This is a genomic window from Nocardia sp. 348MFTsu5.1 (assembly GCF_000383535.1).
Taxonomy (GTDB): Bacteria; Actinomycetota; Actinomycetes; order Mycobacteriales; family Mycobacteriaceae; genus Williamsia; species Williamsia faeni.
On sequence record NZ_KB911514.1, the window covers coordinates 43,890 to 57,480 of the forward strand.

Below are 13,591 nucleotides of genomic sequence, written 5' to 3' on the forward strand. Positions count from 1 at the left end.
ATACCCGTGGGTCACTTTCAAACATGAGGAAAACCTCATTTTCGTGTGCCAACATAGTTCCCATGCGCATCTGAGGACGCCGGGCGTCGAGGCCTGGCTCTGGCGATGAATCATGTTGTACCACAACATGATCAACAACGTTGTGGTCGCTGACGGGTGTAAACAGCTCGCAGGTGCGCAGTCACAGACGATGAGCGGTGTCACGCCGCAGACCATCAATATGCAACAGCAATGAGGGAGCCCCGTGACCATTCACCAGTTTCGCGCAGGAGCAGAAGAGAACTCAGCCTGGGCCCCGCGCCCAGATGGATCGTTGATCGACCGGCTTCGCGAGGGTGAGTCCTATGCAGTCAGCTTCGGGGGACAGGGTGGCCCGTGGCTGCCCGTGCTCGCCGAATTGGTGATCGACGCAGATCTCGACCGCAGCACCACCAAGATCGTCGAAGCCGCCGAACGACTCATCGAGCCGGTGGCCGATCAGCTCTCGGCCGCGCGCCCCGATGGCTTCCATCCCCTGAGCTGGGTGCACGCCTACAACAGCGAAGAGGTCTTGCCGACCGACTCGGCACTCGTTGCCGCCCCGGTCTCCGTGCCGGGCATCCTGCTGGCGCAGCTCGCCGCGATCAGCGCGAACCGCAAGCAGGGACTCGACCTCGGCGCGTTGCCGCCGGTTGCCGCCGTGGGTCACTCGCAGGGCGTATTGGCCGCCGAGGCCATCAGGTCCGCATCTGAGGATGGTGGGCTCGGAGACGGCGCGCTCCTCGCGGTTGCGCATCTCATCGGTGCTGCCGGAGCGTTGATCGCCCGCCGCCGCGGACTGACCGTGGACGCCTCGGGCAGCCCGATGCTCTCGGTCACCCAGGTCGATCCCGCCCGCATCCAGGTGCTTGTCGACGAATACGCCCAGGGACTCGCGGAGTCCGACCGGGTGTCGGCACCTGTTGTCTCGATCATCAACGGCCGTCGCTCGGTCGTGCTCTCCGGCGCCCCGCGTCACCTGGCCGCGTTCATCAGCCAGTGCGAGACGGTTGCTGCCGCGGAAGCCGCCGACCGCAAGAAGAAGGTCACCGGTGGCTCGCCGTTCGCGCCGGTCTTCGATCCTCTGTCCGTGTCGATCGCGTTCCACCATCCTTCACTCGAAGCCGCATGCGATCTCGTTGCCGATTGGGCGCGAGCCTGCGACATCGACGAGGTTGCTGCCCGTCGACTCGCCGCCGCCGTCCTGGTCGATCAGGTCCAGTGGGTTGATGCCCTCGACGACGTGATCAACGCCGGCGCGAAGTGGATCCTCGACCTCGGTCCCGGCGACGTCGCCACCCGTCTGAGTGTTCCCGTCGTCCGCGGACAGGGCATCGGACTCATCTCCGTCAGCCAGCGCGGCGGACAGCGCAACCTGTTCGCACCCGGCGGCATCCCTGATGTCCAGATCCCGTGGAGCAGCTACCGCCCCCGCATCGTGTCGCTTCCCGATGGCCGCCAGGTTGTCGAGACCGCGTTCACCCGCCTGACCGGTCGCTCACCGATGCTGCTGGCCGGTATGACCCCGACAACGGTTGATCCCGCGATCGTCGCCGCTGCCGCCAACGCCGGCCACTGGGCCGAGCTGGCCGGTGGCGGACAGGTGACCGAGGCGATCTTCGCTGAGAACATCGCGAAGCTGACCGACTTGCTCGAGCCGGGCCGCCAGGCACAGTTCAACACCCTGTTCCTCGATCCGTACCTCTGGAAGCTGCAGATCGGCGGCAAGCGCCTGGTGCAGAAGGCCCGCGCGAACGGCGCCCCGATCGACGGTGTCATCGTGTCGGCCGGTATCCCCGAGCTCGACGAGGCCGTTGCGCTCGTCTCTGAGCTCGCCGACGCGCAGATCCCGTACATCGCCTTCAAGCCCGGCACGATCGGACAGATCCGCTCGGTGATCCGCATCGCCGCCGAGGTGCCGCACTACCCCGTGATCGTGCAGATCGAGGGTGGCCGCGCGGGTGGACACCACTCGTGGGAAGACCTCGACGCGCTGCTGCTGGCCACCTACGGCGAGCTGCGCGCCCGCCAGAACGTCGTCATCTGTGTCGGTGGCGGCATCGGCACCGCCGAGCGTGCCAGCGAATACCTGACCGGTGTCTGGTCGGCGGCCCACGACTACCCGCTGATGCCGCTCGACGGCATCCTGGTCGGCACCGCCGCGATGGCCGCCAAAGAGGCGACCACCTCGCCGGCCGTCAAGGAACTGCTGGTCAACACCCCCGGGTGTGACGAGTGGATCGGTGCCGGTTACGCCGCTGCCGGAATGGCATCGGGCCGAAGCCAATTGGGCGCCGACATTCACGAGATCGACAATGCCGCCTCGCGTTGTGGCCGTCTGCTCGATGACGTCGCCGGTGACGAAGAGGCTGTTGCCGAGCGTCGCGACGAGATCATCGAAGCCCTGTCCGGTACGGCCAAGCCGTACTTCGGTGACGTCGCTCAGATGACCTATCAGCAGTGGCTCGAGCGCTACATCGACCTCGCCGTCGGTGACGCCACCGGTGACAAGACCTGGGTCGACATCACCTGGCGCCAGCGCTTCGTCGAGATGCTGCAGCGCGCCGAGGCGCGGCTGAACGACTCCGACCGCGGCCAGATCACCACCCTCTTCGGACACGACTCGGCCACCGACAACGCCGGTGCCGCCGTCGATGCACTGATCGCGGTCTACCCGTCGGCCGGCACCGATGTACTGCATCCCGCCGACCTGGTGTTCTTCCTCGAGCTGTGCCGGACGCCGGGCAAGCCGGTCAACTTCGTGCCCGTCATCGACAAGGACGTGCGCCGCTGGTGGCGCAGTGACTCGCTGTGGCAGGCCCATGACGCCCGCTACGGCGCCGACGAGGTCTGCATCATCCCCGGACCCGTTGCGGTTGCCGGTATCACCCGCGTCGACGAGCCGGTGGGCGAACTGCTCGACCGTTTCGAGGCGCAGGTCGTCACCGACCTCGCCGGTGTCGGTGAGCAGTCGCAGCCGATCAGCGCTCGCCTGCGGGCCGGACTGGTCGATGTCGACGGAGTCGTCGGCAGCGTCATCGAAGCGCTGAACGTCCAGTGGTCCGGCCGCCTGGTCGCCAATCCGATTGCGCTGCTGGGTGATCGCGATGCCTGGGAGTTCCCGTCGGACGAGCGCGGTGAGCACGAGCCCACCGGTGCCGTTCTGGAGCGCACCGAAGACGGCGTCGTCCTGAATGTGCCGATCGGAAAGTCGACCGTCTCGATCCCGATGATCGTCGACAACTCGATCTTCGACGGTGGTGCCCCGAAGGTGACCATTGATGCGGCTGCCGGTGCGATGCGCCAGATCCTCACCGTCGCCGCCGGAGGATCGCTCACCGCTGTGTCCGACCGGACCGCGACCTGCACGGCGACCTGGGACCCGGAAGCGGTTGCCGATCACGCCGCCGTGACCGCGTACACGCTGCCCGAACACCTCAGCGCCTCACTGCCGCAGGGTGTGAGCGGCTTCGCCAACCCCGACACCCTCGTCGGACTCTGCTGGCCGACCGTGTTCAGCGTGATCGGAGCGGCCACCACCGACGACGGTGCACCCGTTGTCGAGGGCCTCCTCGATCTGGTCCACCTCGACCACGTGGCATCGACCGTGGGACAACTGCCCCGCGTCAAGGCCGAGTTCACCGTCACCGCAACCCTTTCGGATGTCACCGACACCGACATGGGCCGCGTGATCACCATCGCGGTGGCCATCACCGACGGATCCGTCGTGATCGCCGAGATGACAGAGCGTTTCGCCGTGCGTGGCCGCACCGGCGCCGGCGAACTGTCCGATCCGGCCCGCGCCGGTGGCGCCCTGAGCGCCGCAGCCGGTGACGCAACCCGGAAGAAGTTGCGGGAAGCCAAGTTCGCGACCCCGTCGCGGATGCACGGCTTTGCGTTGGTGTCGGGTGACCACAACCCGATCCACGTCAACGATTCGGCCGCGAAGATGGCCGGACTCGGACGCCCGATCGTGCACGGCATGTGGCTGTCGGCCGCTGCGCAGCACGTCGCCACCGCCACCGACGCCAAGAACCCGATCCCGGTTCCGCGTGCACTGCAGGGCTGGACCGCCCGCTTCCTCGGCATGGTCCGTCCCGGCGATGAGGTGACGATTCGCGTCGACCGCGTCGGCATGGATGCCGGCCGCGACATCATCGAGGTCAGCTGCAAGGTGGGTGACCTGCTGGTCATGAACGCCACCGGACTGCTGGCCCCGCCGAAGACCGTCTACGCCTTCCCGGGTCAGGGCATCCAGAGCAAGGGCATGGGTCTCGACGCCCGGGCCCGCTCGAAGGCCGCTCGCAAGATCTGGGACCGCGCCGACAAGCACACCCGTGACGCACTGGGCTTCTCGATCCTGGCCGTGGTCCGCGACAACCCGACCACGTTGTCGGCAGGCGGCACCACCTACCAGCATCCCGATGGCGTCCTGTTCCTGACGCAGTTCACCCAGGTCGCCATGGCGACTCTCGGTGTTGCGCAGATCGCCGAGCTGAAAGAGTCCGGAGCCTTCGTCGAAGGTGCGATCACCTGTGGCCACTCGGTCGGCGAGTACAACGCGCTGGCTGCCTGCGCCGGTGTTCTCCCGCTCGAGGCAGTTCTCGAGGTCGTCTTCCAGCGCGGCGAGGCCATGCACCATCTCGTTCCGCGAGATGCCAAGGGCCGCAGCGACTACCAGATGGCGGCCATTCGGCCCAGCCAGTTCGGTCTGGCCGACGAGGACGTCATTCCTTTCGTCAACGAGATCGGTGAGCGCAGCGGCGAGTTCGTCGAGGTCGTGAACCTCAACCTGCTCGGTTCGCAGTACGCCATCGCCGGCACCGTGAAGGGTCTCGAAGCACTCGAGGCCGAGATCGAGATCCGCCGCGCGAAGACCGGTGGCAAGCGCTCGTTCATCGTGGTTCCCGGCATCGACGTGCCGTTCCACTCGACAGTGCTGCGCGCCGGTGTGCCGGACTTCCGGACCCGCTTGCAGGACCTGCTGCCCGAGCACATCGATCCCGACATCCTCGTCGGACGCTACGTGCCCAACCTGGTGCCGCGGATGTTCAACCTGGGCCGCGACTTCGTCCAGGAGATCGCGGACCTGGTTCCGTCGGATCCGCTGAACGAGGTTCTGGCCGACTGGGATTCGTGGAGCACCAAGCCCGGCGAGCTGACCCGCGTGATCCTGGTGGAGCTGCTGGCATGGCAGTTCGCCAGCCCGGTCCGCTGGATCGAGACCCAGGATCTGCTGTTCACCCCCGCCGAGCGCGGCGGAGTCGGCGTCGAACGCTTCATCGAGGTCGGCGTGAAGTCGGCACCGACACTGAGCGGTCTGGCCGGCAACACACTCAAGCTCGACGACTATCAGCAGGCCACCGTCCAGGTGCTCAACATCGAGCGCGACTCCGATGCGATCCTGTCCAAGGACTCCGCACCCGAGGTGGACGAGGACGACGACGTCGCCGAGGCACCGGCGGAATCCGGTGCACCGGCCGAAGCTGCCGCGCCGGCCGCAGCCGCTCCGGCTCCTGTTGCCGCCCCGGCAGATTCGGGTCCGCGTCCCGACGACATCTCGTTCGGCCCGGCCGACGCCGTCAATTCGGTGATCGCACTGTGGACCAAGATCCGCGTCGATCAGATCGGATCGGCGGACACGATCGAGGCGCTGTGTGACGGTGTCTCCTCGCGTCGTAACCAGCTGCTCCTCGACATCGGCGGCGAACTCGGACTGGGTGCGATCGACGGTGCCGCAGAGGCGGAGATGCCGGCGCTGGCATCGACCGTGAACGCACTGGCCCGCGGCTACAAGCCACTGGGTTCGGTCCTCTCCGACGCGGTGGGCGATCAGATCCGTAAGGTCTTCGGCCCGGCGGGCAAGCGCTCGTCGTACATCGAGGACCGCGTCACCTCGGTGTGGCAGCTCGGCTCCGGCTGGGCGACGCACACCACGGTTGCGGTGGCACTCGGCAGCCGCGACGGCGTGAGCGTGCGCGGTGGCGATCTCGGTGACCTGATCTCGACGCCTCCGGCCAACGCCGAAGCCGTCGACGCACTGATCGACGCAGCGGTCGCCAAGGTCGGTGCCATCAAGGGCATCGCCGTGTCGAAGCCGGCCGTCGGTGGCGGTGGTGGCGGAGGCATGGTCGACGCTGCGGCACTGGGCGAGCTGACCGAACAGTTCACCGGGCGTAGCGGGGCCCTGGCCTCGGCTGCCAAGACCATCCTGGAGAAGCTCGGTCTGGCCGATGAGGTTTCGGCCGCCGAGCCCGTCGAGGACAACACCGCCGCCCTCGAACGTGTCAGCGCCGAACTGGGTTCGGACTGGCTGCGGGTCGTGACCCCGGCCTTCGACGAGCGCCGTGCGGTCCTGATCGACGATCGCTGGGCCACCTCCCGTGAGGATCTGGCGCGACTGTGGATCGAAGACGAGCACGTCCTCGACCAGGACTTCTACGACATCGCGGCGCGCTTCGTCGGTGCCGGCGAGACGGTCTGCCACCAGGCCACCTGGTGGCAGGGCAAGGCATTGGCCAACGGCTACCAGGAGCATTCGCGCCTGTACGGCCAGATCGCCCACGCCGCACAGGATCCGAAGCCCTCGTCCTACTCGGATGACATCGCGGTCGTGACCGGCGCCAGCAAGGGTTCGATCGCCGCAGCGGTCGTCGAACAGCTCCTGGCCGACGGCGCAACCGTTGTCGCCACGACATCGCGTCTCGACGACAACCGGATGGCGTTCTTCAAGTCGCTGTACCGCCGCAGTGCCCGCGGAAACGCTGCACTCTGGGTGGTTCCGGCGAACCTGTCGTCGTACACCGACGTCGACGAGCTCGTCTCGTGGATCGGTAGCGAGCAGACCGAAAACCTCGGTGGCAAAACAGGTGTGGTGAAGCCGGCCCTCAAGCCGACGTTGCTGTTCCCGTTTGCCGCACCCCGCGTTGCCGGTGATCTCACCGATGCCGGTGGTCGCGCCGAGCTCGAGATGAAGGTGCTGCTGTGGTCGGTGGAGCGGTTGATCGCCGGACTCGGTGACATCGCTGCCGACCACCACCTGGCCGCACGCCTGCACGTGGTGCTGCCCGGTTCCCCGAACCGCGGAATGTTCGGTGGCGACGGTGCCTACGGCGAGTCCAAGGCGGCGCTCGACGCGCTCGTGAAGCGTTGGGGCGCCGAGGATTCGTGGAACTCGAAGGTCACGCTGGCTCACGCTCTGATCGGCTGGGTCTCCGGAACCGGTCTGATGGGCCACAACGACGGACTCGTCGCGGCCGTGGAGGCCGCCGGTGTCAAGACGTGGTCGACACCCGAGATGGCCACCGAACTGCTCAAGGCCGTCACCCCGGCGGCACGACTGCAGGCACGCACCGAACCGTTGCAGCTCGACCTGACCGGTGGGCTCGGCGATGCCAAGCTCGACATGAAGGCACTGGCTCAGGCTCAGGCCGACGCGGCTGCCGCAACCGAGGACGACACCGAGGACGACGAGCCGACAGTGGCGGCGCTGCCGTCGCCGGCCCGCGCTCCCGAGTCGACCACCCCGGCATGGGGCAACATCGACGCCCGCCCCGAGGATCTGGTGGTGATCGTCGGCGCCGGAGAGCTCGGACCGTACGGCAGCAGCCGGACCCGCTTCGAGATGGAGGTCGCAGAAGAACTCTCGGCCGCCGGTGTGCTCGAGCTGGCCTGGAGCACCGGGCTCATCACCTGGGAGGCAACACCGAAGCCGGGTTGGTACGACGTCGAATCGGGTGATCCGGTGGCGGAAGCGGAGATCGCGGATCGCTACCACGACACCGTGGTCGAGCGCTGCGGCATCCGCCGGTACGTCGACGACGGCGACATGATCGACAACGCGTCGCCACTGCTCACGTCGGTGTTCCTGGACAACGACCTCACCTTCTCGGTGGCGTCGGAAGCCGAGGCACGGTCGTTCCTGTCCGCAGCACCCGACAAGACCAAGATCAAGGTCGACGCCGAGAGCGGCGAATGGCAGGTGACCCGCATGTCGGGCACCGAGATCCGCGTCCCGCGCAAGTTCAAGCTGAGCCGGACCGTGGGCGGTCAGATCCCCACCGGATTCGATCCCACTCGCTGGGGTGTCTCCGCGGACATGACCGAGTCCATCGACCGGGTTGCACTGTGGAACCTGATCGCCACCGTGGATGCCTTCCTGGCCTCCGGATTCGAGCCGTCGGAACTGATGCGCTGGGTCCACCCGGGTCTGGTCGCCAACACCCAGGGCACCGGCATGGGCGGCATGACGTCGATGCGGTCGCTGTACCTGGACACCTTCACCGGTGAGGCCAAGGCCAACGACATCCTGCAGGAAGCTCTTCCGAATGTGGTTGCGGCCCACGTGGTCCAGTCCTACATCGGTAGCTACGGCGCGATGATCCATCCGGTCGCCGCCTGTGCCACCGCCGCCGTTTCGGTGGAGGAGGGTGTCGACAAGATCAAGCTCGGCAAGGCGCTGTTCGCAGTCGCCGGCGGTTTCGATGACCTCGGTATCGAGGGCATCGTCGGATTCGGTGACATGTCGGCCACCGCGGAGTCCGGGAAGATGGCAGCGCAGGGCATCAACGAGCGCCGCTACTCCCGCGCCAACGACCGTCGTCGTGGCGGATTCGTGGAGTCCCAGGGCGGCGGCACGATCCTGCTCGCCCGCGGCGATGTCGCGGCCGAGATGGGCCTGCCGGTCCTCGGTGTTGTCGGTTGGGCACAGAGCTTCGGCGACGGTGTCCACACCTCGATCCCGGCTCCGGGCATCGGCGCACTGGGTGCGGCTCGTGGACAGAAGGATTCGGGCTTCGCCCGGTCGTTGCGCCAGCTGGGTGTGAGCCCGGACGACGTGGCACTGGTCTCGAAGCACGACACCTCGACCAAGGCCAACGATCCCAACGAGGCGAACCTGCACGAGCGTCTCGCCGCGGCGATCGGCCGCAGCGAAGGTGCACCGCTCTTCGTGGTGTCCCAGAAGTCGCTGACCGGACACGCCAAGGGTGGTGCGGCAGCCTTCCAGCTGATCGGCCTCTGCCAGATGTTGCGCGACGGCGTCATCCCGCCGAACCGCAGCCTGGACTGTGTCGATGAGGCCATGGAGGAGTACAAGCACCTCGTCTGGCCGACCAAGCCGCTGCACTTCGGCGACCGGTTCGCACTCAAGGCGGGTCTGCTGACCAGCCTCGGCTTCGGTCACGTCTCCGGACTGATCGCGGTTGTCCATCCGGAAGCCTTTGTCGCATCGCTTGATCCGGCTCAGCGTGAGCAGTACCGGACCGCGGCAGCAGAGCGTTCACGGCTGGGACAGCAGCGTCTGCTCGAGTCGATGTTCGGTGGCAAGCCCGCCTACCAGCGGCCGCCGAACCGTCGCTTCGACGACAGTGCCTACGAGGGTGACCAGGAAGCGGCCATGCTGCTCGACCATGACGCTCGCTTGTCGGCCAACGGGCACTACGGCGCCGGCGTATGACGGCCGGCACGGAATGACGGTTATCGGAGTGGGGATCGACCTCGTGTCGGTCCCCGGCTTCGCCGAACAGCTGAAGCAGCCGGGCACCACATTCGCCGACCGGTTCACGGTGGGGGAGCGTCGTGACTCGGCGTCCGGTACCGGCGAAGACGCCCGGCACCTGGCCGCCCGTTGGGCGGCGAAGGAAGCCTTCATCAAGGCCTGGTCGGTGAGCCGCTTTGCACGGAAGCCGTTGTTGCCCTTGATCCGTCACGGCGACATCGAGGTTGTCACCGACACCTGGGGTCGGCCGGCGATCAGGCTGGCCGGTGAGATCTCCAGATTCTTGGAGGGCACTGTGGTGCACATCTCGCTGACCCACGACGGTGACATGGCCGCCGCCGTGGCCGTCATCGAGGATGTGCCGACAGAGAACTGAATTACTCGGCTCGCGGATGCCGCCGGATCACTCTGTGGTCTGGCGGCTTTCGGGATTCTCGAGCATCATGTACCGCCCGAGCATGAGTTTGAGTTCGGCCACGGTGTCGGGATGGTTGTGGCCTTCCTGCACCGAGAAGCTCAACAGCGAATACGCCGTGTGCACCAGCAACTCCGACATCAGCGCACGGCGATCGCGCTGCGGGGTCAACGGCGCGATGATGCGCGCCACCTGGGCGGCCAGAGCGCGTTCATGGACTGTCGCGGTCGCCCTGGTCGCCGGCGTCGACTGAACGGCCAACCACACGGCCCGCCGGGACGGGTCGTCGTGCCAGAGCCTGGCGAGGTGATCGATGAACTTCTCGAGCAGCCGGGGCCAGTCCAGCGACGGGATCTCCGCGGCAAAGCTCGCCAGCTCGCTCTGGACGCCGGTCGCGTCTTCGCGGTCGAGCTCGCAGACCACCACGTACTTGTTCGCGAAATACTGATAGAGGGTGCCGATCGGGACGTCGGCCCGCGCGGCGATGTGCTCGCAGGTCAGGGACTCGAAACCGACCTCGATCAGCAGCTCCCGGGCAGCGGCCAGCATCGCATCGAAGCGCAGTTGGCTACGTTGCTGTGTCGGCCGCTTGCGGGGAACCAATGGTTCGGCACTGAGCAGCCTCGAAGCTCCGGACCGCGGAGCACTGGTCTTGAGCGCTCCGGTGGGCCCGGGTCCGGGGCCGGACTGCCGTGAAACCATGGACGATGCCCGCCTCCGGTCAGACCGAGAGGTCGCGGCGCAGCTTGGCCACGTGGCCGGTGGCCCGCACATTGTATTGGGCGGCAGCGATTTTGCCGTCGGCGTCGACCAGGAATGTCGACCGGATGACACCGGTCACGGTCTTGCCGTACATCTTCTTCTCACCGAAGGCGCCCCACGCCGTCAGGACCGATTTGTCGACATCGGAGAGCAGCGGGAACGTCAGGCTCTCGGCGTCGCGGAACTTCGCGAGCTTGGCCGGTTTGTCGGGGGAGATCCCGATGACGTCGATGCCCTCGGTGTTGAGCTCGGCAAGATTGTCACGGAAGTCGCAGGCCTGCTTGGTGCAACCGGGTGTACTCGCGGCCGGATAGAAATAGACGATCACCGCTCGTCCGCGGTAGTCCGCGAGGGAGACGGTGTTCTCGTCGGCATCGGGCAGAGAGAATCCGGGGGCGTCGTCGCCCACCGCCAAACGTGTGTTGTCAGTCATCGAACCCAGGCTAGCCGAGTGGGCAATCAGTGTGGCGCAACACGTGCAACACGGTGGGTGAACTACCGTAGAGCGGAAGACCTGACCGGACCGATCCACGCCCCAGATTTCGGCGAGGACGGCACTGCACTGATGGAGGACCTGTGGCACGCGACACCCCCAACACCCCCAAGCCGCCCAGCATCGACAGCATCGAACGCGATATCGAGCGGGCTCGCGACGAACTGGCCGGGACTCTCGACGCGCTTGCCACCCGCACCAGTCCGCAGCGGTTGGCCGATGACGCCAAGGCGACCGTCATCGCCACGGTCAGCAAGCCTGCGGTTGCCGGAACGCTGATCGCGGTCGGCGTGGTCGTGATTGCCGTCGTCATCAAGAAGATTGTGAGCTGACGACGTCTTCGTCACCGTCCACCGCCGACCGCGTGGCCGTGTTACTTCAGGTCGTCGCGTAAGAACTTGATCCAACCCGGCACGATCACGATCAAGCACCACCCAAGGGTCCCGATCGCGGCCAGGGTCCATCCATGGACTGTCGCGCCATTGCCGGTCAGGTGGTTGCTGAGGTCGTTGGAGAACTGGGTGACGGTGTACTCGGCGGCGTGCGGGGCGAGCGAGACGACACCGGAGATCACAAAGGTGAACGCCAGCGCGACGGTGATACCGCCGCCCATCGAACGCAGTAGCAATCCGAAACCGAAGCCGATCAAGGCGAATGCGACCGACACCGGGATTGTGCCGAACAATGTGCGCACCAGATGCGCCTTGTCGATGTCGACGTCATTCTCGATCGCGGCGAAATGGATGAGCCCGCCGAGGGTGGCGACCGATACGACGAGCAGGATGAGCGCGGCCACTATCAGCACCACCAGCTTTGCGGTGAGGACTCGCGTACGCCTCGATTCGGCGGTCAGCGTGCGCTGGAGAGTGCCGGAGCTGAACTCGAGGGTGGCGATCCAGACACCGAGGACCATGAGGGCGATCTGGTTCAGCGAATCGAGGACCGTAGAGGGGACCTCGGTGTAGGTCGAGCTGCTGTCCGGCCGGAACGCGATGAGCGCGAAGCCGGCGATGACTGCTGCCGCGAGGACCGCGACCGCGGTCCAACGCGGCAACGGAAGATAGCGCAACTTGGCGATCTCGGCCCTCATCGGCCCGCCTCCTGGGTGAGTTCGAGGAACGCGTCCTCCAGTGTCGCGCGATGGGATTCCAAGGCGCGTAGGTAGATTCCGGCGTCGGCGAGCAGATGCGAGATGGCGGACGGGTCAGGCAATGTCTGTGTCGTCTCGATGACCCCGCCGGACACTGTGATCTCTCCGAGGGCGAGAGGGGAGAGCACCCGCAGGGCCAACTCGACCTCGTGGGGCGCAACTTCGATCCGGTGCCCGAAAGCCGACGACGCCGCAGCGAGGATGTCTTCGAGGCTGCCCTGTGTGACGAGTTCCCCTTCTCGCAGGACAACGACGTAGTCGCACATGTGCTCGACCTCGGCGAGGCGATGCGTGCACACCAGGGCGGTCGCGCCGCGTTGGGGCAGGGCGGTGACCAGCTTGCGGATGTCGACTGCACCCGCGGGGTCCATGCCGTTGGTGGGTTCGTCGAGTATCACGATGTTGGGTTCGCCGATCATGGCCAGCGCCAGGCCGATCCGCTGGCGCATACCGAGGGAGAACTTGCCGACGTCGTCGCCGCCGCGGCCCTCGAGGCCGACGTGCGCGATGAGGCTGTCGATCTCGTGACGGCCGATCTTTTGACCGATTGCCGCCGCCCTGATCGCGAGGTTGTCCCGCGGAGAGACGTTTTTGTACAGCGGCGGCGCCTCGAGAATCGAGCCGACCTTCTTCAGCTCTTTCCCGTAAGCCGAGGTTCCCGGCTCGTGTCCCATGATCCTGACCGTTCCCGCAGTGGGACGCTGGAGACCGAGCAGGATCCGCATCGCGGTCGTCTTTCCGGCCCCGTTGGGGCCGAGCAGGCCGACGATCGAGCCGGCCGGAACGCTGAAGTTGAGTCCGTTGAGAACGGTACGGCTGCCGTACTTCTTGACTGTCCCTTCGAACTCGATCGGATGAGCGCCACCGGATCCACCGGGCGGCGAGGCGAGAGCATGGGACACAGTCATCTCCTAGGAGTCGGAATGTCCACATCTTAAGATCTCGAAACCCCGCAAACTGACCCGACATACCTGAACGAATCGCGACACGCCGGATCGACTTTGGGAGGGTAGGAATCACCTCGTGCGTGATCGCGGGGTGTGACATCAGGTGGATCATTCGGCCGAATGTCATTCGGACAAGAGAAAACCCCCAGTCGCCCGGGGGTTTTACTTTGCTGTGCGCCATCAGGGACTCGAACCCCGAACCCGCTGATTAAGAGTCAGCTGCTCTGCCAATTGAGCTAATGGCGCATGTTCTTCAGTTGTTTTTGACTTGTTCTTGCGAGACAGAACGCTATCAGGCCGACCCGCA

Annotated in this window: 7 protein-coding genes and 1 tRNA gene; 3 read left to right on the top strand and 5 right to left on the bottom strand. The window is 66.3% G+C overall.

The window, feature by feature from the left end; all coding sequences use genetic code 11:
* Positions 1–244 precede the first annotated feature (244 nt).
* Positions 245–9,475: a type I polyketide synthase gene (locus H290_RS0112735; protein WP_020107196.1), complete on the top strand. Its 9,231-nt coding sequence runs from the start codon at positions 245–247 to the stop codon at positions 9,473–9,475.
* 13 nt (positions 9,476–9,488) lie between these two features.
* The gene (locus H290_RS0112740) at positions 9,489–9,893 is read left to right on the top strand and encodes a holo-ACP synthase (RefSeq protein WP_028463121.1); all 405 of its coding nucleotides are present in this window, start codon (positions 9,489–9,491) and stop codon (positions 9,891–9,893) included.
* 27 nt (positions 9,894–9,920) lie between these two features.
* On the opposite strand, the gene H290_RS0112745 is transcribed toward H290_RS0112740, so the two are convergent.
* Together H290_RS0112745 and bcp are read right to left on the bottom strand one after the other, a co-directional pair.
* Positions 9,921–10,634 carry a TetR/AcrR family transcriptional regulator gene (locus H290_RS0112745; protein WP_020107198.1) on the bottom strand — a complete coding sequence of 238 codons (714 nt, stop codon included), beginning with the start codon at positions 10,632–10,634 and terminating at the stop codon, positions 9,921–9,923.
* A gap of 19 nt (positions 10,635–10,653) precedes the next feature.
* Positions 10,654–11,127 carry a thioredoxin-dependent thiol peroxidase gene (bcp, locus tag H290_RS0112750; RefSeq protein WP_020107199.1) on the bottom strand — a complete coding sequence of 158 codons (474 nt, stop codon included), beginning with the start codon at positions 11,125–11,127 and terminating at the stop codon, positions 10,654–10,656.
* A 143-nt stretch (positions 11,128–11,270) separates the two neighbouring features.
* On the opposite strand from bcp, the gene H290_RS0112755 reads away from it, so the two are divergent.
* Positions 11,271–11,519, top strand: a complete 249-nt coding sequence (locus tag H290_RS0112755; protein ID WP_020107200.1) for a DUF3618 domain-containing protein — start codon at positions 11,271–11,273, stop codon at positions 11,517–11,519.
* 41 nt (positions 11,520–11,560) lie between these two features.
* Here H290_RS0112755 and H290_RS30210 read toward each other — a convergent pair whose 3' ends face one another.
* The 3 genes from H290_RS30210 to H290_RS0112770 form a co-directional block, all read right to left on the bottom strand.
* Positions 11,561–12,277: an ABC transporter permease subunit gene (locus tag H290_RS30210; protein ID WP_020107201.1), complete on the bottom strand. Its 717-nt coding sequence runs from the start codon at positions 12,275–12,277 to the stop codon at positions 11,561–11,563.
* The gene (locus tag H290_RS0112765) at positions 12,274–13,239 is read right to left on the bottom strand and encodes an ABC transporter ATP-binding protein (RefSeq protein ID WP_196809539.1); all 966 of its coding nucleotides are present in this window, start codon (positions 13,237–13,239) and stop codon (positions 12,274–12,276) included. The genes H290_RS30210 and H290_RS0112765 overlap by 4 nt, the downstream gene beginning before the upstream one ends.
* Positions 13,240–13,457: 218 nt before the next feature.
* Positions 13,458–13,530 (bottom strand) — tRNA-Lys (locus H290_RS0112770).
* Positions 13,531–13,591: the final 61 nt, after the last annotated feature.